Genomic DNA, 20,524 nt, shown 5'->3' with positions numbered 1-20,524 from the left:
CGGGCCCGCAGCCGCGCGCGCGCAGGATCGCGGCCCAGCGCTCGGCGCGCTGATCGAGCTCGCGGTACGTGACCGGCTCGTCGCCGGCGAGCACCGCGATCGCGTCCGGTGTGCGCCGGGCCTGCGCGTCGAACAGCTCAGCCACGTGCGTGACTTGCGGCGGCGACGTGTGCGTGCGGTTCCACGCGTAGACCACGCGATCGCGCTCGGCGGCGCCAAGCAAGGGCAGCGCGGCGAGACTATCGTCGGGCCGCGTGACCGCGGCCTCGAGCAGGACGCGGTAGTGATCGATCATGCGCTCGACGGTCGGCGCGTCGAACAAGTCGGTGTTGTACTCGACCCAGCCGGCGAGCTCGCCGTCCTGCAGCTCCCACGACACCGTGAGATCGAAGGTCGCAGTGCCTGCGTCGAGCAGGGTTGGCGCGAGCGTCGACTCGCCGAGCTCGACCTGCGGAAACGGTGTTTGCAGGCCGAACATGACCTCGAAGATCGGCGTGCGGCTCAGGTCGCGCGTCGGCTTGATCGCGTCGACAAGCTGCTCGAACGGCACGTCCTGGTGCGCGTACGCGTCGAGGCACACTGCGCGCACGCGCTGGACGAGGTCGCGAAAGCTGCGCTCGCCGTCGACGCCGACGCGGAGCACGAGGGTGTTGGCGAAGAAGCCGACCAGGCCCTCGAGTTCGTGACGGTTGCGACCGGCGATCGGCGCACCGGTCACGACGTCGGACTGGCCGGTGTAGCGCCAGAGTAGGGTGTCGAACGCGGCGAGCAAGGTCATGTACAAGGTCACGCGCTCGCGACGGCTGAAGTCGATGAGCGAGGTGACCAGGCCGCGCGGCAGGCGCGGAAACAGCCGGGCGCCGCGCCCCGAGCGGGTGGCGGGCCGCGGGCGGTCCGACGGCAGATCGAGGCCGTCGGGGATGTCGGCGAGCTGCGCACGCCAGTACGCGAGCTGCGGCGCGAGCGCGTCGGCGGTCATCCAGCTGCGCTGCCACACCGCGAAGTCCGGATACGTCACCGCGAGCGCGGGCAGGCTCGCGCCCGCGCTACGGTAGAACGCCGCCGCTTCGCCGATGAGGATGCCGACCGACCACTGATCGCACACGCTGTGATGCGTGACGACGATCAGGGCGTGATCGCCGCCGTCGATCGCGAGCAGGCGCACGCGGACGAGCGGCCCGGTCGCGAGGTCGAACGCGCGCTGCGCCTCGCCGCGCGCCACCGCCGCCACGTCCGCTTCGCGGACCTCGTCGATCGGCATCGCGAGCACGAAGTCGTCGTCGACGACCTGTCGCGCCTCGCCGAGCACGTCGGTGAAGTGTGTGCGCAGGGCGGCATGGCGGTTCACCACCGCCTGCAGTGCGTCGCGCAGCGCCGCGCGGTCGAGGCGACCGTGCAGGCGAAACATCACGCTCACGTTGTACGCCGCGCTCCCCGGCTCGAGCTGCTCGATGAACCACAGCCGCTGTTGCATGAACGACAGCGGGACCACCGTGTCCGGCGCGCGGACGAGGGCCGGTGGCACGAAGCGCGGGGAGCGGGCGAGGCTCACGCCTGGGCGTGCTCCGGGGCGTGCTCGCGGGCATCGAACGCCGCGTCGAGCGCGTCGAAGAACGCGATCCACAGCGACCACATCTCGCGCGCGGCCTCGTGGATCTTGTGGATCTCGATCTCCGACAACTCTGACGCGATCGCCTCCTGCGCGCTCTCGATGTGGCCGGGCTCCTGCTGTGCGTGGATCGTCACCCACGGCAGCTGCTTCTCGCCGGTCACCCGGCGCACCGACACGCCGATGCCCGACACCATCGCGAGGTCGGCGACCTCGGTGCCGTACAGAAAGCCCAGGCCGGTCCAGCAGTCCGTCGCGGCCTCGCCGTAGCGCTGGACCAGGCGCTCGGTCGCGGGCAGCGGCGCGGCGGCGTTGACCGCCTCGGCCGGAAAGCCGACCGCGGTCATCGTGTCGACGTACACCCGCTCGTGGGCGCGGTCGGGTTTGCCCTCACCGAGCTCCTCCCACAGGATCTTGGAGACGGCGGTCTTCATCTCGATGTCGCGCAGGTTCGAGACCAGGCGCGACAGGAAGGTCGGGAAGAAGTGGAGGGGGTGCCACCACTGACCGAGGAAGCGCGCGACCTGGCCACGATCGAGATCGGGGCTGTGCTTCACGCGCGCGAAGAACCGATGGTTGATGAGCTCGGCGCGACGATTGTCTTTCATCAGCGCCTGTCGAATCGTTGGGATCATCGCTGCTTCTCCTTGTCGAGAGCTTGAAATGAAAAAAGGTAGTCAGGGCTTGTCCGCGACGACCACGCCCCATGCGAACTCGCCTTGATCGATCGCGACTTCGATCTCCTTGCACGACGCTGCAAAGCCGAGCATCCAGTCGCGCGCGGCCGGGTTGGCGGTCTCGGCGGCGCGCGCGGTTGCCACCTTGCCGAGCACCTGGTACGTGCGTGCAAGGTGCGGCGACAGCTCGCGCGCGAGCCGGACCCGGAAGCCGACCTGCTCGAGCGCTTGCTGATAGCCGACGAGCGAGTAGCCCGAGGTCCAGCGCACGCGGTCGTACACGTGCTTGCGCGCGCGCGGGCTGATCTCGAGCGTGGGCTGCAGGAAGTCGGAGATCGCGAGCCGACCGCCGGGCGCGAGCACGCGGAACATTTCGGCGTGGCTGCGTGGTTTGTCGGGGATCAAAAACAACGCGTCCTGGCTCACCACGTGGGTGAATTGCCCATCTTCGTACGGCAGCTGGGTCGCGCTGCCGTGGCGAAAGCTCACGCGCTTGGCCACCGCCGGCGGCAGCTCGCCGCGCTTTTGCACAGCGAACTTGACCCGCTCGAGGCTGAGGTCGAGGCCCTCGCACTGGCACGCGAACCGGCGGGCGAGCGCGAACACGAAGTTGCCGCAGCCGCAGCCGACGTCGAGCAGGCGCGACGACGCCGTGATCTCGGCGTCGTCGCCGAGCAGGCGCGACGTGGCGTCGGCGGCGGCGTGGTAGTCGGTCGTGTTGCCGTCGGCGAAATAGCCAGTGTGCAGGACGCCTTCGCTGTCCCAGAAACTCAGGTAGTTCTGCGTGCTCGCGTCGAAGAACTGCTCGACGTCGCGCTCGGTGAAGGTGGCGGTGGAGGTGGAGGTGATCATGCGTGCCTCAAGGTGAGGGAGAGGATCAGGTGACCGCCGTCGGATCGACGGCCGCGAGGTGATCGGGCAAGCCACCGGCCGCGCACGCGCCACCGTCGACGAGCTGCACCGTGCCGGTGATGAAGCCGGCGCGATCGCTGGCGAGGAAGGCGGCGAGGGCGGCGAATTCGGCGGGATCGCCGATCCGGCCGAGCGGGATGTGGCTGGCCTGCGCGCGCACGCTAGCCTCGTGATCGCCCGCGTAGCGCGGCGCGAGCTGGGCGGCGAGTCGCTCGACTGGCCCGGTGCGCAGGTACGCCGGCGCGAGCACGTTCACCGTCACGCCCGATGCGCCGAGTTCGGCGACCAGGCCTTGCGCGAATCGCACCAGCCCTGCGCGCGCCACGCCGGAGAGTGTGTAGTCCGGGACCGTGCGCACCACGGTCTCTGACGCGATCATCAGCAATCGCCCCCAGCCGCGCGCGCGAAGGTGCGGCAGTGCAGCCAGCGCGAGCTGGATCGCCGGGAATAAGGACGTCTGCGTCGCGTCGCGGTAGGCGTCGATCGCGAAGCGCAGCGGCGGTCCCGACGGCGGCCCGCCATTGTTGGTCACCACGATGTCGAGCCGCCCCAGCTCCGCCGCCACGCCATCCACCCACGCGCGAATCGCGTCGTCGTCACGCACATCGACCCGCGCGCTCAGCACGCGGCCTTTGCCCAGCGCGCGCAAGTTGCGCTCCGCCGCAGCGAGCCGGTCGGCGTTGCGCCCGCAGATCGCCACATGCGCGCCTTCGCGCACCAGCTCGTGCGCGATCGCAAAGCCGAGCCCCGCCGAGCCGCCGGCGATCAGCGCGACTCTATCTTGCAGACCGAGGTCCACGTTCGCTCCGGGGCAGGGGTTGAGGATGAGAGTGGGTGTGGTCGGAATCGGCGCGGTCACTGGAGGTCGCGTCGTCGCGGGAATGAGAATCCGCGTTGGCGTGCGTGTGCGCCGCGTCAGCAGGTGCGTGCGTGGTTCCGCCGATGAGTGGGTATCCGTACTTCCACATCAGTGGCCATGCCAGTGCGATCGTGGTCAGCTGATCGCGCGTGGGTAGCTCATCGCGCCATTTGCTGTCATCGGGCCGGATCACCGTCGGGCCGGACCGGAAGCGATCAGGATTGCCGGTCACCGTATGGTTCGGTTGCAACTCGGCGACCCGACCGTGCAGCGGCAGTGTGCTTGGATCGCCGCCGACCAGCTCGACGAGCGAGCGCAGCACGTGAGCCGGCTCGCGGATGAAGTCTTCGTAGCGCACGAACAGCGAGCGCTCCGGATAACGTACGACGAGCGCGCGCGACGCGAGGTTGAACGTTAGCCAGTACGCCGTGCTGCGAAATGCCGACAGCGTGTAGGCGTAGTCCTTTTGCCGCATCCACGAGTGCGCGGTCGCACGCGGATCGCGCACGAGGTGCACGTAGTACGCCTCGATGCCCTCGACATGCTCCAGCAGCGCCGCCTCACCGGGGATCTTCGTGCTGTCGACGATCACCTGGCAGCCGGTCGCCTCGCCGATCGCGCGGTACGTGCGCGCCATCGCCTCGGCGTGCTGCCGACGGTCTTCCGAAGCGATGCCATCGCGCAAGGCGCGCCAGGTGTGCCGAGTGCGAATGCTCCGCGCCTGCCGCGCGCACACCTCGCGCGCGTAGGCATCGCGCGTGTGAGCCGCTGGCTGCTCGCGCTCGAGCACACGCGACCAGATCGGACACGCCACGAGGTCGAGGCCGCAGCCGCACTTGGTGTTCGAGCCCTTGCCGTACGCGTTCTTCCACAGGAAGTGGAGCTCGCCGACGTGGAAGAAGCCTTCGACCTCGTTGAGCAAATTGCCAATGATCGTGCTGCCGCTGCGGCACCAGCCATTGATCGATAACACCTTGATCGTCATGTTCAGGCGAGGGCGGCGATCGAGAAGTGGGTGGGCAGGTGGATGGCGAGCGCGGTCTTGATCTCGCCGCGCACGGCGAGGCCGTCGCGCGCGAACGTGCCCTCGGGCGGGCGATCGAACGCGATCGTCGAGCGCTGGCTGTCGAAGATCGTCGCGCCGGCGTAGAAGTCGCCGACGATCGCCTGGCCGGCGTTGATCATCCGCGTGCGCACGATGCGGATGCCTAGGTTGGCAAGCCCGATGAGCACGTCCTGGCGCGGGAACAGGTACTGAAAATAATCGGCGGGGTTCATCACGATGCCATCGGCCGAGCCGCCCATCTGCTCGACGTGCTCGCATGCGGCGAGCAGCGAGGTGACCGGGTCGGCGAGCGCGGGCAGGCGGCGGAGGTTGGGCATCTCGAGCAGGCCGCGCATCTGATCGCCGCCCTTGCCGAGCGCGAGCGACTGGTTCTCGGCGGTGCCGAGGCGGACGAGCAGGCGAAAGTCGATGAAGGTGGCGAGTGCGACCGGATCGGCGAGCAGGGCCTCGGGGACCTGCACCCACGCGCGGGTCGGTTGCAGCGGGACCTTGCCACACTGGAAGTCGAAGCCGGCCTCGAGGCGGAGCGCTTCGTCGCGCACGCGCTTGGCGGCCTCGCCGGGGCGGGTCTCGAAGAAGTGCGTGGCTTCGGGGCCTTCGGCTTTCACGGTCTTGAATAGCGCGCGCATCGCGATCCGCGGCCGGCGCCGGAAGCCGGGGAAGCTGTCGGTGATCGTGATCGGGAAGTCGACGCGCGCCGACGTGCCGGCCTCGGCGTACGCCTCGGCGAACGCCTGGCCCGGGGTGAGGCTGGCGGGCTCGGCGGACGGCAGGATGGCGGGCGCGGCCAGCGATGCAGCGGCCAGCGATGAAGAAGAGTGGAGCGAATGCATGGTGGCCTCGGATGTGTGGGTTACTTGGCTTCGGCGATCTCGACGACGTCGACCGATCGCGGCGCGAGGTCGGCGTGCGAGGACGCGCGACGTTGCATGACCTTGCGGATCGCGCGGATCAGATCGTCGCAGTCGGCGCGGGTCAGCGTCGGCGACATCGGGATGTCGATCGCGTGCGACAGGTGCTGCGTGGTCGCCGGCAACAGGGCGCGGATCTCGGCCGGGCTCTTGCCGCGGAACAGAAACCGCCAGTTCCAGAAACAGCGCACATTGGGATCGTTGGCCGACCCGAGCGCGCGCGCGTCCACGCCTTCGCTGCGCAGCGCGGCGGCGACCTGCACCACGTGATCATGACTGTCGTGCGGGAGGCGGAAGATCAGCGAGTCGCCCAGGTAGCTGCCCGGGAAGACCGGCTGGCGCACACTGATGCGCTCGAGGTCCGCGATCTGATCGACGACATAATCGTAATGGCTGCGCAAGATCTCCAGTCGGCGCGGCAAGCGCGCCATTTCCGCGTGCGCGAGCGCGGCCCGGATCTCGTCCATGCGGAAGCTGAAGAGTGGGTAGTCGAGATCGCAGATCTCGGGCGGAGGACCCGCGAAGTGACGCTTGAAACGCCCTTCATAGGCACCGGAGAGCACCACCGCCTTGGCGAACTGCGTGGCATCGCGGCACACGAGAAAGCCACCTTCGCCGGTATTCAATGACTTATCCGATTGTGTGCTGAATGCCCCGGCATCACCGAACGTGCCGGTGTGCTTGCCGCCGGCGACGACGCCGAGCGAGGGCACCGCATCCTCGACGACCGGGATATTCCACTTGTTGGCGACGGCGAGGATCGCGGGCATGTCGCTCGCGAAGCCGCGCATGTGGACGACCACGATCGCGCGCACCGCCGGCGACATCTTGCGCTCGAGATCGGCGACGTCGAAGTGCAGGTTGTGATCGCACTCGATCAGGAGCGGCCGGCAGCCGGCGAGCACGATCGCGCTCGGCGTCGCCGCGAACGTGAATCCCGGACACGCGACGAGCGCCCCCGGCTCGAGCTCGAGCGACATCAGGCCCAGGGCGATCGCCGCCGTGCCGCTCGACACCGCGAGCGCGTGCGACACGCCGAAGTAGCTGCGGAGCGCGGCCTCGAAGCGGCCGGTTTCGGTATCGTTGTACGCCCGAAAGTCATATCGGAAATACAGCCGATTCGCCAACGCCTGGCGCGGCGCAACCAGGTCCTCATCGTCGACGAAGACATTGCCCTTGTCGTAGGTTGGCCAAGGGAATGTGCGAACCGATTCGTCCATATGCTCCCCATCTTCAGCAGCTGATTGCCGGTGATCTCCCGCAGCTGCTCGGAAACGCTCAGGCCGGCCGGGGCCTAGACCGCGTCCGCGCCGGCCAGTGGCGGCAAACGTGATGGAAGCTCGGTAGGGTTCATGGCGCAACGCTACACTGCGACGTCATCGGCCGAGTCTAGATCTGCCGCCGCGTCACACCAGCTAGGGAATTCCCTAGGTGGTGGCTGTCCGCGGTATAGGATAAGGCGGACTCGAGATCTCCGGATGGGATATCCGGATTCGATATACGATCTGCCTCATATAATCCGAGGTGATCTGCTGCACTAATCATTGCGCTATCCGGGGACGATCGCAGCGGTGACAATCCTTCGAGTTGGCTTGACTACGGGCCGAGCCGAGATGATCGGCATGAAATGGGTAGACGGTTAGCTCGTCGACAACCCCGATGCGCACCTGATTAGCGTCATGTCTCAGCTGGCGAGTACTTGCTCCCTCCCTACGTGTAGTTGGGGGAGGGCTGGGGTGGGGTGAAGCAACCTCGCGATGAACTTCAACGGTGCGGCAAGCTTGTACAACCCCACCCCAACCCTCCCGCGCAAGCAGGAGAGGGAGTTGCATATCGCGCAGCTGAGACATGACGCTAATCAGGGATGCGCAGTGGGCCTTCGATGACGAGACACGCAACGCGATACGCGATTTGCTCGTCCGGGCTCGCATCCGCATCCGAGGTAGCCCGGCACGGGCCAGCAACGAAATAGCCCGCATAGCTTTTCGTCAGCCTGATTCTTTGGCGGCACACCAGTCTCTAGTTGGTGTGCCGCAAAGAACTTCGCGTACACGAGCGACCTATTCGTCCCGCTCGATTTGCAGCTGTCCATCGCTATGCACGCGAAGGAAGTAAAGCGCAGCGCGCAAACCTAGCACTTGCGTTGGACTCAACCGCCTTGCGTCAGCTGATCCATCGTCCGCCTTCGTTCGGCGGGACGACTTGTGCTTGTTTAAGAGATTCCGAATGACGCACATCGCCAACGACGTGCCAGCGAGCCTCATGAGGTTGGCGTGTCGCTTGGCCTGCTCGGGCTTCAGAGATAGATGAGACTCGTTGATGAGCCAGAAGGTTACGGAGGGGTGGACGTGTGTCGTATCATCGCTGCAGATCATGATCAGCTCCTATCAAGTTGGTCGTGATTCAGCGGATCGTGTGGGTTCCAGCCCATGCGGTCCGCGCTTTTTTACTGCGTTACTGCAATGGTCACCGACGTGGCCAGCATGCCGAGATGGCGCCGGTGACAATCTGACCATAGCAAGTGGCAGGGATTTACGATGTAGGCGCTCGCCGACTTAGTGCGTGCGCGATGGCTCGATAAATAATGCAATGAAGCTTATGTGCTGTGGGATCAGACACGTTACGGAAGTTACGGCGCTCCAAAGTGTTTTGCCAACACACTAGCCAGTACACCGAAGACCTTGGCTCCCCATCGTTTCATCGTGGCGGCATTTTCAGATTCCATCCATCCCTCAGCGAAGTAAAGGGATGCGCCAGTCTTGTAACTGAAATGTTCGGCGAGGCCGTCCCGTTCTCTCCGAAAGGCATCCGGTGGCAGGCCTGAGCTACGAAGCTCGATGTAGCGCAAGACAGCCTGACTTGCGAACAAGGTTGCAGAGACTTCAGTTTTTCGGTCCGGGCTGCCCTGCCAGTAGACCATCACCCAGCCGTCGTCGTCCCCCGATACCCCAGGCGTGCCGGGTGTTAGCGGCGTCCTTGCTCTTGTTGAGAACGCGCTGAGCGATTCACCGCAAGCGTTCGTTCCGGTGCGTGATGCACGGGACGCCAGAGATGCCTATCAAATTGCATTTACACAACTGCAAGCATTCAGAGGGCAGGACGCAGCCAACGACGTGATTCGCCAGGCGGTAATTCAGGCACGCAAACCCCCGGCCCCAGAGTCAAACCAAGCTCAGGTACCCAATTGGAAAGTTTCGGAGACATGTAAGGAATTGGATGCAGACCTGGCCGGATGGTACCTGCGCCCCTCTTTGAAGGCGCTGGGGCAGCTACTCGCAAACCATCCAGGTCGCCTGGGCCGGACAGTCCTTACCACCAATTTCGATCCCCTCATTCAGGTTGCCGTGCAAACTGCTTGTGTCCGAACGATTTTCGCCGTCGATCAGAGCAGGATTGGATGGCATGACCTCTCTCCTTGAAGATGTCATCCACGAGTCGCATCAGTACAGCGATACTCCTCGGGCCCCCATGCTTTCACCCGATGAGAAGTTTTGTACGCAAGAAAAGTGAACTTGAAGAAGTAAGACGAGCGTGGCGTTGAGGCCTTCAAGGCTTGGTGATGATGTCGCCGAAAATGTGCCGCGAACAACAAATTGGCCCGACGCGACATGATGCTGGCCTTTTATGATCACTGGCTAGTAATTGACTTTCGTTCTACCCATCCATTGCGCCACCCCAACCCGATCGCAACGCGGACAACTTTGTAGCAGTTCGGCCATAACTTGATTACAGACGGTCGAAAAAGTCCGCTGACTTGCGGAATTTGACGCTTGCGTCAATCATTTGAATTAGCCTCCCTCAAACAGCGATCGGAAAAATTTTTCTTCACAGTATTTTGACAAACAGCGTCTTAAAGATGATGCCGGGAATCGCAGAAACGGCTGGCTCAATCAGAGGCTATCCGGTCAAGACATCTCTCGCGGGCGGAGCTTGGGCGCCAAGGCTTGGTCGTGCCTGACCCGAAAGTAAGAGGGTAGAAGTGGGGATGGAGTTCATGGCACATGGTTGAAGGGGCCAAAATGACAAGGATGACGCAAGAATGAAAATGGTCGTGTCACGTATTGAGTTTCGGCCGGTGGGGCAGGGTGCCTTTATTCGGGGCCAGGTCAAAATCAAAGACTTCGCATCCCAGGGGCCAATCAAGCACTTTCGGTGGGTCTACGATTGTGGAGCGGATGCCAAGAAAGAAATTATCGACGCATCCGTCCATGATCTAGCCACTGATTGGACGACGAAAGAGGCGCTCGACGTCCTGGTCATATCGCACTTTGATAAAGACCATATCAGCGGGCTACCCACGCTCCTTACGCGCTATAAATTTCGCCGAATTTTGATGCCTCACTTGCCGCGCCTCGTTCGTCTTTGCGCGGTATTAGAACATCTGGCAGAAGAAAATATGACACGCGCGGTGGAGCTCTTGGATTTTGCGGATGACCCCTTGCGTTACGTCAATCGAATGGGTGGTGATGATGTTACCCAGATCGTTCTCGTTGACGCGCCCGAGAGCCAAGAGCCTCCGGGGCAAGAAGAGTCAGACGATGTTGGCGATAACACGACTACTGCACTCCCGGAGAGCGACTACGGTGAGCAGACGCGTCCTGATACAACAGGGAAAGGAGGGCTTCGACTAATTTCTAGCGGCCGCCCTTTAATCCGGACGGAAATGTGGGAGCTGGTTCCTTATGTGGATGCAGCGGCTCGCACACTGTTGAATTTCGCAACGCAGGACCACTCTGAGTTGGAAAGTAAACTCAAAGATATCTGGCAAGCGCGGGATGATTTCAACGAAGCCACGGAAAACGCCCGTGCTGCTGATGATAGCGTGAAGCAGGCGCAAAATGATGTGGTTGCGGCAAAAAAAGAAGTTGCTGATGCCGAGCTGTCCAAGGATGGTGTATTTATCAATGTAAATTTGCCCCTAAGGCAGCAGCAGAAGGTGATGGAAGCACTGCTCGTCGAGGAAAATGAAGCGCTGAAGGCAGCAAAGAAGACGCTAGGCGAAACAAAAAAGAAGATGGAGCGTGAAATCGGACAGCTCAAGACGCTCGTCTATGCAAAGATGCACAAAGCAAAGAAGCGAGCACAACGACCTTCTAGGGAAGCGGCATTAGATAGAAAGCGGGGTCTGACCGCAGAAGAGAAGAATGCTATCTCTCTTATGATCTATATGGGAGCCATTACTGAGCGTGGTGGTTTAACTTGTGCCAAAGTTGGTGCGGGCTATGTATACGATAGTTTTGCTTCGCCAAATCTCTATCACGAGGGCATAAATGGTGATGGTTTTCTTTTGACTGGTGATGCCGGGCTTCGGGATGCCGAAGCTGTCGACCAACTGATGACGCATCTTACGCGCAACCGCATTAAGAGGCTTGCAGTTCTCCAGGTTCCGCATCATGGATCCAAGAACAATTCATCTCAGTACACCGCGTCGAAACTTTTCGCGCCCTTCAACGTGATGAATGCCAACCCATTTGGTCGTTACGGACATCCTCATGAAGAAGTAGTTAAGCTTTTTAGTGGCTATCCGCATAAACAGGTGTCACTAGCCAATGCCCGAGCGTTCGACGCATTTTCCGTGGTCACCGCCGAGACTACGGCCAACTATCCGCATGAAGAGGTTCTTCCGTGGCTATGGGAAGAAGGATGGCTCTGGTAGCTTCACTGTTATTCCTTGGAAAATAGGAATCAAATTAGCCGCATCAGTTGGTTACGCATGGCGCATGGGCGCAGAAGCACAGTTACGAATCGTCGGGAGGCGCTCTTGTGACGGCAATTTATTTAACAATCAAGCTGATTCATGAGCCTCGATTTGCTTTCCGATGTTTTTACGAGCCGTTTCCAATACCTTTTCATCGTCCTAAATTGAGGAACATACTCGGAGAGCATGCATTACGTGAGAGAAGATATTTCCGCAATAGATTGGAACTCCGCAAGGCGGTTGAGACGCCTCCCGTTTAGAGGCATCGCGATTCATCGGCGATAAACGGACTATAGGAGTAGGGGGTAATGAAGCGTCTGATCATCTGTGCTGACGGCACCTGGAACATTCGTGACCAGGTTGGCGAGACCAAGCAGAAGCGTCGTCCGACTAATGTCACAAAGCTAGCGCGCTCCGTGCTACCGCAATCAGCGGACGGCATTGACCAAGTGGTGTTCTATCACGACGGCGTAGGCACCGGTCACGGGCTGGACAAATGGACAGGTGGGGCTTTCGGCAGTGGCGTCGAACAAAATGTGCGCGAGCTGTATCGCGCCATTGTGTATAACTACGCGCCCGGTGATGAGCTCTATCTGTTTGGATTCAGCCGTGGCGCTTTCACCGTTCGAACGCTCAGTGGGTTCATGAATTTCGCGGGACTGATCGAAAAAGGGGACGATTATTTCGTGCCAGACCTGTATGCCTGCTACGTGGCACAGCAGGGCCCGGGCACCGACTTATGGGCACAAGCCAACCGTCATACCAGACATCTGCGACCTTGCCCGCCCATTCGTATGATCGGTGTCTGGGATACGGTCGGTGCGTTGGGAGCGCCGGGTCTGCTCGGGCAGTTGTTCAACGCCAATAAATATAAATATCACGACATCAGTTTGACGTCGCACATTCACCATGCCTACCAAGCGCTGGCGATTGACGAGCGACGAAAACCCTTCCTTCCCAGCATCTGGGAGAGGCCCGTAGGATGGGCTGGTGTTCTCGAGCAAGTGTGGTTTTCGGGTGTACATTGCAACGTAGGCGGTGGCTACACCCCCGACGGGTTGGCCAACGGCGCACTGCATTGGATGGCCGACAAAGCGAGAGGACTGGGAATGGAGTTCGACCAGCACTATCTGGCGTTCTTTGAACCCCATTACGACTCCTATTTGGCGAATTCAATGACGCTGACGTACCGCTTATTGAGGCCCGTAACGCGTCCCGTATGTCGTGGCATTGATAGCTGCGAGAGCATCCATTCTTCAGCCTTTTCTCGAATGAACGATCCCAAGATGCGTTATCGTCCCGCCAATGTAGCCACCTCGAGCCAATCGTAGCCACGAAGCATTCGACGGAGCTGTCCCATGTTGTCGAGTCTGAACAAGGATTTTCTCACCGCAACACCACAAGAACTGACCAATCGACCGCCATTTCGACGGCTTCGCGGCTACGCCTTTGACCCGAGCTTATCGTTGCAACTGGATACAGCGGCGATCAACCATGCGATTATCGAAGTGCCTTGGGAGTCCAACTTGAAGCCCGGCCCGCGCGGCGAATACGTGGAGGTCGTGGATTACGACCCGGCAAGCGGCGCGTGGTATGAACCCGTCAATCTCAATTCCACCGAACTGCTCGCGCAGGATGGTGTCTCGCCATCCGAAGGTAATCCGGAAAAACGGTACCAGGTTGACTTAATTGTGTTAGGCCGAGCACCTATGGTCAGCACGGAAGACCTGGCACCCAGGATTCCACACGTTTTAAATCATGGATGCCCCAATTTGCATCGATAAGGCGTGATATGTTCCATGAAATCCGTAGACGTGAATGACGAGATGGAAGAGACGCTGGTTCTTTCCCTTGGTTCGATCATTGGTGGTTCAACCTTAGCCAACAAGCCATGGGACGATGCGATTACAGATTTGACCAATCGTATCGAGGAGGCACGACGGGGTGTCGAAGCACCATTGAATCTAAATGTGGTGTTTCAGGCTCCCGGAAATATATTGAAGCCGGAGTTTGCTGGAGTTCGAACGGGTCGATTTTCCAAGTCGAGAGCTTTACTAATGGTCCAGGTGGCAGTGCCCGAAGAAGTGCCATCGGATCCGATCATCTACCTTAAAAATGCCATTCATGCTGCCATTGACGAGGCTGGTCGATGGGCAACGAGGCGCAAAGTGACGATTGACGTTTCAAAGTTGCGTTACATAGTCGAGCGGGCGTAATCAAGATCGTAATAACGGTACCAGGTTGACTTAATTCTGTCCGACCGAGAGCGTTTGGGCAGCGCGCAAAAAAGGGTATTCAGGCGTGTGCAACACGTATGCCTGAGGGGATAATTTGATAACGATGCTGAGCTTATGAATCGCAAAACGATTGCACTTCGGCTTTTTTTTCGAATGGCTGTTCTTAGTTGTGGGCTAGCCGTTCGCTTGGCGCACGCAGTCGCACAGTGCACAGTTCCCGAAGTACAAGCCGAATTGCAGAGAAGCTATTCAGGTTGGCAGGTTGTCAGCTTGGAAGATCTTCGCGCCGAAGATCGGGACCTTTGGATCAAGCAGCACGGGACCGATTGCCCAGGTATTTTTAAGGCAAAGCTAAAATCGAAGGCCTACAAAAGCTATGCAGTGACCATCTTCAAAAGAGATCATGAATTGCAGCAAGCGTTGTTGATCCTCAACGATGGCCAGGGCATCCATTCGATTAGCATTTTAAGTGGTCCCCAGGAAGTTGCTTATCTATCGGTTGTTTCAAAAGCACCACCGGGCAAATATGTGGACGTAACCGGGAAGAAAATTGCCGTTTCTCTGGATTCCGTCTTGTACGAAGCCATCGAGGCAGGTTCCACACTTTACTATTTCAGAAATGGAAGATTTAGCTCCATAACTGTTAGTGAGTAGCGATCACGCACGCGTGGCGGTACTTCGATAGCCTTCTTGCATCACGTGACAGCAGTTACATGATGAATGAACGATGAATCACCATGACCCCTACTCAATGTTGTCAGGCGCATCAGTGTTCCTTCTCTGGCCGCAGCTCAAGAACGCAACAAAAATGTCGATAGATACGCGCCAGGCAAACCTATTTTATGAGGAAGAGCAATGTCCTTAGTTGATCGTATGGGAATAATTGCAGCCATTTTTGGTGTTCTTGCTTTTGGAGCGTCGATATTTGTCGCTGTTTCTGCTACGACGAAAAAGTGGCGAGATGGAGTTATTAATGAATTGCGAGGCCATACATTCGGATCCTCCACTGTAGAGCAGGCAGCAGGTGTTTGGGCCTCAATTTTCGAAGGCTACTTTGGAAAAGTATTTTTTTCAATGAAATCCTTCGCTTCAATACCAATCTACACACTCCTAAGTTCGCTCATATACCTCTCCTTATGGTTTTTTCACAACAGAGGGGTTGACATACAAGCCTTCACAAAACCCATGTCGTCCTTAATGATGGAATCTCTTCATGATTATTTCTGTGAAGCCATATTTGTTACTCTATTGATTGACTTTGCCGCTATATCAATAACTAGATTTGGAATAGGAATTGGGAGGCTAAACGGCTTTCTATCCCTAAAATTCATAGCAATCTATATTGTGATGATTTCAGTTTCATTTTTCATTTTTACGATCGGGCTCTACTTTATGCGCTATATAGACATGCTTCGACTTTATGCGGACCTGGCGCCCAATGACGCTATTCCATCGATGCCCTATAGGCCATTTGACGGATTTGATTCTTTATTGAACATTCTTAACACCCCGACCATAATCCACGTAACGACGAGGGGCTTGTTTTCAACCTATTTCATCCCAGAGCCTGTAGTTTTTTATTGCGCGCTTACAAGTCAGCTATCATTGTTATTTATTATGATGTCACATTTATTATCTTGCTTTTTAAGTTTTATTAAAAAGTCATCCATTAATTTGCTTGCGGCCGCAGGAACACCAAGGGGCGGGGCGATAGGCATATATTCGTCAATGCTGATATTCATATTGACTGTAATGACAATATTATTCATAACCGCAATGAGTCTTATGTAAAAAGACCTCGCGAAAGGGAATGGGTCATCACTAAAGACGTAATAGAAGAAACGGCATCAGGTTGACTTAATTATGTTCGGCCGCGCGCGTATGGTCAGCGCAGAAAACCAGGTATTCATGATCCCGCGCGTTTTAAATCATGTCCCAATTTGCAACAGTAATTAAAAATGCAGTCCTGGAAGCCTATGAAATAGCCTTTCGCTGACCGGATGGGGTGCTCTTGACCGATGTAATCGGGTTGGGCAAACCTGGGCAGCGACAACAGGGTGACAACAGGTTCACTTTTCGATACCTGCCGCTGGCCGGAAGTGGACCTTGGTACGGCGATTAGCGATGGTTATCAGGGGTAGTTCGCCCATACTGCTTTCTGAAACGCTATGCTGGCTACACTGTTTATCATTGCCCCTGAAGACCATGGAATTAGAGAGTCAAGTTCTACCTTGGATGGAACGATGGATCATAGTTGATGACGTCAATCCGCGTAGAGGTGGGCAAGGCTCCATCAAACAAGTCCGGGGAAAAACGTGCGGTCGGCTCGGTGCGCTCAAAGAAATGCTTCCCGATCCAGTGGATCGGGAAGAACGCAGACGACGGATGAAGCAGGAAGTTGTCGGCCTGGCTAAGGTAATGGGCAAGGGTGTGCCTGCGATCTTCGACTCGAACACTGGGCATGCCCGCGAAGAGGAAGAACTTTATCTTGTTCAGGCTTGGGTCGATGGCGTCAACCTTCAGCAATATCTCAAGAGACCATTATCGATCGAGGGAGCACTGAAATTCACGTTGTCGCTAGCACGCATCGTGGAGCGCTGTCACGGCAGCCATGTCTTACACCGCGACATCAAACCGGAAAACATCATTATTGACCCTAGTGGCGAGCTCTTTCTGGTCGATTTTGGCATCGCCTGGCTTCCTCCCGATGATCGCGAGGGTGACCATGCCACACGGGCAGGGCAGGAGCTTGGAAACCGCTTTCTCCGCCTGCCAGAGATGGCTGCCGGTCAGCCGCGTGACGACCCGCGGTCGGACGTGACGTTCGTCGTGGGAATTCTGTTTTATCTGCTGACTGCCACATACCCGAGGACGCTGTCTTTCGGAGGAAACGGCTTGCCGCCCCACCGACACCTCCGCGAAGCCTTTCCAGTCGCCACGCGCGATGACCCTAGGATGCTCAGGCTGACAAGTCTCTTTGATGTTGGATTCCAATTTACACCAAATTTCCGCTTTCAATCGGCCGGCCGCCTAATCGAGCGCCTGGAGGAAATTCTTGATCCAATGCCCACTGAATCCACTGCTGTTATGACGACAGCCATAGAGCGATACCAGGAAATGATGCGCGAGCACGAGACTGCTAAACGCCACACTATTCTCATGTCAATGCGAGAAGCAGCCGTGGCCTTCGAACAACGCATTCGCACGCTTGCGGCGGCTCAGCATATCGAGCCGATCATGATGGCGGGAAGCCCGCTTCGCGAAAATGACGCATGGGTCACGACTATACGGTTTCGGCAGATAACAGGAGGCACTGAGGTAATGGCCTACCAAAAGGTTCAGCTGGATGGAGCGGATGTAATTTGCACCTCCAGGGTTGACGGCACTCCTTGCGATTACTATCGCGGACCAGCTGCGGACTCGCTGCGACTGATCGAGGAAGTGGGTCGCCATTCCGGTGCTTTTTTTGCGATGGTACTTGACGCCTTCGTCAGAAAGGTTGCCTCTCGCCGTTCGTTCTTGAAACTAATCGAATAGAAAAGGGCAAGGCGGCCAGACAATCACGTGGATTTCAAAATCCATCAGCGGGAAAGCGGTAGACGTGCCAGTAAGCGATTCACTCATATTATCGTGGGTAAGGGGACACTCGGGATGGGTCAACTAGCGGACGTTGCGTTTTTGGACCCTTCCCGGCCAATCGCCGAACCGTCGAGGAAGTCAGCACATCAGACACATCACGACCTAGGATTGCTGCCGAAGCTGATTCGCAACATGGAGGCCGCTGCTCGAGCTTTTGATTATCGGGAATTGACGCTAACGTCCACGACGAAGGAAAACGTTGCCTTTTTCGTCGAACATGGTTTCAGAGTTGAGGATAGCCCGATAGGCCGATTTTCAATGGAGACGGGTAAAGCTTGTTCGGTGAACACCGTCTTAGGCTGTTTCGATGGGCAGTACGCGAATGGCTTGCTACGCCTTCGAATGCCCCGCGGATCGACCTGTCGAGTTCGCCGGTGGGAGGGAACTTGCCTATCGCTGCTTGCCCAGGTTAGGCTACATCCTAGAGCGCAGGTCCTTAACGGGCCCAGCGGACCCTGCCAGGGGCGGTTGGCTCGACCGCGACAGCATTAGTGCGATTCCATTTGCACTGCGAATCCGCAGTGCGCCACGTTGCCACCCAGCCGGGTTGGTTTAATCGAGCCCCAACATTCCGGCGATGCTTGGAGGCTAACGTGCAGTCACATCCTCTGTTTTTTTCGAAGTCTCTCGTGACCGAGATTCTCGGCTACGCCCGTTCTCGTGGCTTGAAATTCAGCATGTCGCATGGGCGTGACCTGGTCGCGCAACTGCTGGTCGAAAAGTCCTATTCGCAAGCCATGATCGCCAAAGACGATGGCAAGCTTGATCCGGTTAGCTCTGACGAGCAGCGCCAGGTTCGCCTGTGTGCTAAGTTTCCAATGGATGCCGCTGAGATCAATGAACTTGCAGCGATAGTGCACCATTTCGTCTTCTGGGCTGACGACCGTTTGAAGCTCGTGATGACGCTTGGGAGGGCGGTGTGTGAGGGTCGAATCGATCCACCGCCATCCGTCACGTGGGCTACGATCGATGAGTTTCTCGCGCGCCATCAACTAAGTCGCGCTGATGTAGAAGCTGTTCCGGCAGGTCCTGAATTTATCCATCGTGGACGTCATCTGTCTTTCGTGCGTCGGGGGCAATGGTGGTACCTGATGGAAGACTTTCTGCTGCAAGATGCCCAGGGTCTGAGTGGCCACCTGTCGGTGGTCGTCGACGGCGTGATGCTTTTCGGTCGCGGTCGTCTACCGGATCATTCTGCGTTGAGCTGGGCTTTCGGGGACGAACACTGGAGTCTCAGCTGGAGAACGCATCGCATTGCCAACGACGAAGATCTGGACCTGACGTTCGACGAGCTTGCCAACGGCAGCTAGCGCGGAGCCTATTCGAAGGGATTCGGCTCAGCAGAGTTGAGCGCCCTGTGGTCGGGGATGACAGCACTCCCGGCTGCAGAGCGCTCGCGAACTCAGTGGTTTGTCAGGAACAGGGCCTGAACCCGCCCCACATCTGCAGTCCATGCACTCTCATCGTTATCGATTCTTCGTGACTCCTTAAAGCCGGCGTTCCCGGCGATTTGTCCAAATGCCCGTGACGGTAGGGTTGGCGCGAAAAGACCTGGGCTGGAGAATGGTGCGCACAATCTACGCAGGACGAGACAGCTCAAAGTGTCCGTCGGTTCGTGCGCTCGTAAAGTAGTTGCCCTTGAGCTGTCCGACCCCATTGGCAGGAAAGAACCTGAGAATCGCCGATCCTAAGTACGGAGCGGGGCTTTTTTCAGTCTTCAATTTAGGCGTGACGCGGTAGACGTAGTACAGAATAGGTCTTCCCGACTCTGCGTCTTTCTTGGGTTGCGCCATCAATGTCTCGGAGTCTGAGTCGTCCGCCGAGACCTCCATACTGATCGCCAAGAACGTCTGCTTGATGGTCGCTTTTGCCTTCGCGACTCCGCACTTTTGACCTTGTCGCCAGTGAATCGTCATGTCCCACTCACCCTCAAGGAGCGGAAAGAATCGCTGATTGAGGCTCGGAAACTTTTTCCAGATGTACTTCCAGCCAACCGACGTCACCAGCATTAGCACCAGATAGAGCGTTGTTCCATTCCGCAAGACGACATGAAAGTTAAGCGGAGATCCGGAAATGACTGCCGCCAGTAGGAGCGCACCCGCATACCCTATCGCGATCCAGGTCACCAGGCGATTGAATGGCAAAAGGTTGATCATGTCGTGCCCTCAAAATGAACTTCTACTCCTCTGCGAAACACCGCTATGCCGAATCCATTGCTTGCGATACCTGCCGCAGTCACTTGTGATAAGGCGGATCCAAAGAGCGCCGCGAGATAGCGCCCTCCAAATACTTTTCCATAGTCAATCTCAGCATTGGTGACGATCGGCGGGGAGAAGTACTGCGCGATCTTCAGCAATTGCCCCTGTGTTGATATTACGTGGAACCCATCGTGAAATTCGCTGGTGAGCGTACTGATATGGGCGAGGTAGTCGTCTGTCGCCACGTGACTTGGTGGCGCCGAGCGTGGTCGCAGTGAACATATCGGCAGAAGGTCGGGCTGGTCGCAAACCAGAACCCCTATACCCGAAAAGGCCGGCCCCGCCTTGCCTTGAACCCGGTAAAGCAGTTCCCTCAAGTCCTGCATTGCCCCTCCCTGCGCAAGTCCACCCTAGGTCGACGGAACGATCGGATCCGATCTCGTCTTAAGCCCCGATTCTAGCTATCTGCATGGCTCAGGTGGTACGCGCGAACAAAAATAAAGCGACGCGGCAACCTCAGCGAGAAGATGCCCGGCCGCAAGAGGTGCGTGGTCGTGGCCCTGGCTCAGTAGAAAGCTCGCCGGTTAGTTCTGAAAGCTTGAATTTATGAACCAAACCCACCGCGAGCGGACTATATGAAAGGCAAGGGGAGGGGGAGGGGGGGGGCTTGAAAATGTGAACTGTGCCTCAAATTCCCGTTAAAGCAAACCTTCGGCGA

Annotated in this window: 19 protein-coding genes; 8 read left to right on the top strand and 11 right to left on the bottom strand. The window is 58.5% G+C overall.

The features are described from left to right. From QQJ96_RS06580 to QQJ96_RS06540, 9 genes are all read right to left on the bottom strand, one after another. A partial coding sequence (locus tag QQJ96_RS06580; protein ID WP_284331172.1) for a condensation domain-containing protein occupies positions 1-1,552 on the bottom strand: 1,552 nt, incomplete at its 3' end. Beyond that, a complete protein-coding gene (locus QQJ96_RS06575; RefSeq protein ID WP_284331171.1) occupies positions 1,549-2,244 on the bottom strand; it encodes an iron-containing redox enzyme family protein in 696 nt (231 codons plus the stop codon). The genes QQJ96_RS06575 and QQJ96_RS06580, both read right to left, overlap by 4 nt. 42 nt (positions 2,245-2,286) lie before the next feature. Further along, positions 2,287-3,138, bottom strand: coding sequence for a class I SAM-dependent methyltransferase (locus QQJ96_RS06570; RefSeq protein WP_284331170.1), 852 nt, complete (start codon positions 3,136-3,138; stop codon positions 2,287-2,289). A gap of 25 nt (positions 3,139-3,163) precedes the next feature. Further along, positions 3,164-3,997: an SDR family oxidoreductase gene (locus QQJ96_RS06565; protein ID WP_284331169.1), complete on the bottom strand. Its 834-nt coding sequence runs from the start codon at positions 3,995-3,997 to the stop codon at positions 3,164-3,166. Continuing rightward, positions 3,975-5,042 (bottom strand): sulfotransferase, encoded by a 1,068-nt coding sequence (locus QQJ96_RS06560; protein ID WP_284331168.1) that lies wholly within the window; start codon positions 5,040-5,042, stop codon positions 3,975-3,977. The genes QQJ96_RS06565 and QQJ96_RS06560 overlap by 23 nt, the downstream gene beginning before the upstream one ends. 2 nt (positions 5,043-5,044) lie before the next feature. Then, positions 5,045-5,956 (bottom strand): family 3 encapsulin nanocompartment shell protein, encoded by a 912-nt coding sequence (locus QQJ96_RS06555; protein WP_284331167.1) that lies wholly within the window; start codon positions 5,954-5,956, stop codon positions 5,045-5,047. Between the two features lie 20 nt (positions 5,957-5,976). Continuing rightward, positions 5,977-7,254: a DegT/DnrJ/EryC1/StrS family aminotransferase gene (locus QQJ96_RS06550; protein ID WP_284331166.1), complete on the bottom strand. Its 1,278-nt coding sequence runs from the start codon at positions 7,252-7,254 to the stop codon at positions 5,977-5,979. Positions 7,255-8,663: 1,409 nt separating this feature from the next. Then, positions 8,664-8,954 (bottom strand): hypothetical protein, encoded by a 291-nt coding sequence (locus QQJ96_RS06545; RefSeq protein WP_284331165.1) that lies wholly within the window; start codon positions 8,952-8,954, stop codon positions 8,664-8,666. A gap of 349 nt (positions 8,955-9,303) precedes the next feature. After that, on the bottom strand, positions 9,304-9,438 hold the full coding sequence (locus tag QQJ96_RS06540; protein WP_284331164.1) for a hypothetical protein: 135 nt from the start codon (positions 9,436-9,438) through the stop codon (positions 9,304-9,306). 635 nt (positions 9,439-10,073) lie between these two features. Here QQJ96_RS06540 and QQJ96_RS06535 point away from each other — a divergent pair. From QQJ96_RS06535 to QQJ96_RS06500, 8 genes are all read left to right on the top strand, one after another. Further along, entirely contained in the window at positions 10,074-11,690 is a 1,617-nt protein-coding gene (locus QQJ96_RS06535) for a hypothetical protein (RefSeq protein ID WP_284331163.1), read from the top strand. A gap of 350 nt (positions 11,691-12,040) precedes the next feature. Then, positions 12,041-13,063: a T6SS phospholipase effector Tle1-like catalytic domain-containing protein gene (locus tag QQJ96_RS06530; RefSeq protein ID WP_284331162.1), complete on the top strand. Its 1,023-nt coding sequence runs from the start codon at positions 12,041-12,043 to the stop codon at positions 13,061-13,063. Between the two features lie 27 nt (positions 13,064-13,090). Further along, on the top strand, positions 13,091-13,516 hold the full coding sequence (locus QQJ96_RS06525; RefSeq protein WP_284331161.1) for a hypothetical protein: 426 nt from the start codon (positions 13,091-13,093) through the stop codon (positions 13,514-13,516). Positions 13,517-13,531: 15 nt separating this feature from the next. Further along, a complete protein-coding gene (locus QQJ96_RS06520) occupies positions 13,532-13,948 on the top strand; it encodes a hypothetical protein (protein ID WP_284331160.1) in 417 nt (138 codons plus the stop codon). A 135-nt stretch (positions 13,949-14,083) separates the two neighbouring features. Further along, a complete protein-coding gene (locus tag QQJ96_RS06515; protein ID WP_284331159.1) occupies positions 14,084-14,623 on the top strand; it encodes a hypothetical protein in 540 nt (179 codons plus the stop codon). Between the two features lie 201 nt (positions 14,624-14,824). Further along, complete coding sequence (locus QQJ96_RS06510) at positions 14,825-15,760, top strand: hypothetical protein (RefSeq protein ID WP_284331158.1); 936 nt, start codon at positions 14,825-14,827, stop codon at positions 15,758-15,760. A gap of 333 nt (positions 15,761-16,093) precedes the next feature. After that, on the top strand, positions 16,094-17,506 hold the full coding sequence (locus tag QQJ96_RS06505) for a serine/threonine protein kinase (RefSeq protein WP_345782696.1): 1,413 nt from the start codon (positions 16,094-16,096) through the stop codon (positions 17,504-17,506). Between the two features lie 731 nt (positions 17,507-18,237). Further along, a complete protein-coding gene (locus tag QQJ96_RS06500; RefSeq protein WP_284331156.1) occupies positions 18,238-18,918 on the top strand; it encodes a hypothetical protein in 681 nt (226 codons plus the stop codon). 267 nt (positions 18,919-19,185) lie between these two features. Here the strand turns inward: QQJ96_RS06500 and QQJ96_RS06495 are convergent, their stop codons facing one another. Both QQJ96_RS06495 and QQJ96_RS06490 read right to left on the bottom strand, forming a co-directional pair. Then, entirely contained in the window at positions 19,186-19,764 is a 579-nt protein-coding gene (locus QQJ96_RS06495) for a Cap15 family cyclic dinucleotide receptor domain-containing protein (protein ID WP_284331155.1), read from the bottom strand. Beyond that, positions 19,761-20,051 carry a hypothetical protein gene (locus QQJ96_RS06490; RefSeq protein WP_284331154.1) on the bottom strand — a complete coding sequence of 97 codons (291 nt, stop codon included), beginning with the start codon at positions 20,049-20,051 and terminating at the stop codon, positions 19,761-19,763. The genes QQJ96_RS06495 and QQJ96_RS06490 overlap by 4 nt, the downstream gene beginning before the upstream one ends. Between the last annotated feature and the right edge of the window lie 473 nt (positions 20,052-20,524).

Origin of the sequence: Dyella flagellata, from assembly GCF_030160275.1 — a bacterium.
Classification (GTDB): Bacteria; Pseudomonadota; Gammaproteobacteria; order Xanthomonadales; family Rhodanobacteraceae; genus Dyella_B; species Dyella_B flagellata.
This window is presented reverse-complemented; position numbering and strand designations above follow the sequence as displayed.

Coding starts and splice junctions, on each gene's coding strand:
- QQJ96_RS06575 (WP_284331171.1), bottom strand. CDS start 2,244: ATGATCCCAACGATTCGACAGGCGCTGATGAAAGACAATCGTCGCGCC.
- QQJ96_RS06570 (WP_284331170.1), bottom strand. CDS start 3,138: ATGATCACCTCCACCTCCACCGCCACCTTCACCGAGCGCGACGTCGAG.
- QQJ96_RS06560 (WP_284331168.1), bottom strand. CDS start 5,042: ATGACGATCAAGGTGTTATCGATCAATGGCTGGTGCCGCAGCGGCAGC.
- QQJ96_RS06555 (WP_284331167.1), bottom strand. CDS start 5,956: ATGCATTCGCTCCACTCTTCTTCATCGCTGGCCGCTGCATCGCTGGCC.
- QQJ96_RS06550 (WP_284331166.1), bottom strand. CDS start 7,254: ATGGACGAATCGGTTCGCACATTCCCTTGGCCAACCTACGACAAGGGC.
- QQJ96_RS06545 (WP_284331165.1), bottom strand. CDS start 8,954: ATGGTCTACTGGCAGGGCAGCCCGGACCGAAAAACTGAAGTCTCTGCA.
- QQJ96_RS06540 (WP_284331164.1), bottom strand. CDS start 9,438: ATGCCATCCAATCCTGCTCTGATCGACGGCGAAAATCGTTCGGACACA.
- QQJ96_RS06535 (WP_284331163.1), top strand. CDS start 10,074: ATGAAAATGGTCGTGTCACGTATTGAGTTTCGGCCGGTGGGGCAGGGT.
- QQJ96_RS06530 (WP_284331162.1), top strand. CDS start 12,041: ATGAAGCGTCTGATCATCTGTGCTGACGGCACCTGGAACATTCGTGAC.
- QQJ96_RS06525 (WP_284331161.1), top strand. CDS start 13,091: ATGTTGTCGAGTCTGAACAAGGATTTTCTCACCGCAACACCACAAGAA.
- QQJ96_RS06520 (WP_284331160.1), top strand. CDS start 13,532: ATGAAATCCGTAGACGTGAATGACGAGATGGAAGAGACGCTGGTTCTT.
- QQJ96_RS06515 (WP_284331159.1), top strand. CDS start 14,084: ATGAATCGCAAAACGATTGCACTTCGGCTTTTTTTTCGAATGGCTGTT.
- QQJ96_RS06510 (WP_284331158.1), top strand. CDS start 14,825: ATGTCCTTAGTTGATCGTATGGGAATAATTGCAGCCATTTTTGGTGTT.
- QQJ96_RS06505 (WP_345782696.1), top strand. CDS start 16,094: ATGGTTATCAGGGGTAGTTCGCCCATACTGCTTTCTGAAACGCTATGC.
- QQJ96_RS06495 (WP_284331155.1), bottom strand. CDS start 19,764: ATGATCAACCTTTTGCCATTCAATCGCCTGGTGACCTGGATCGCGATA.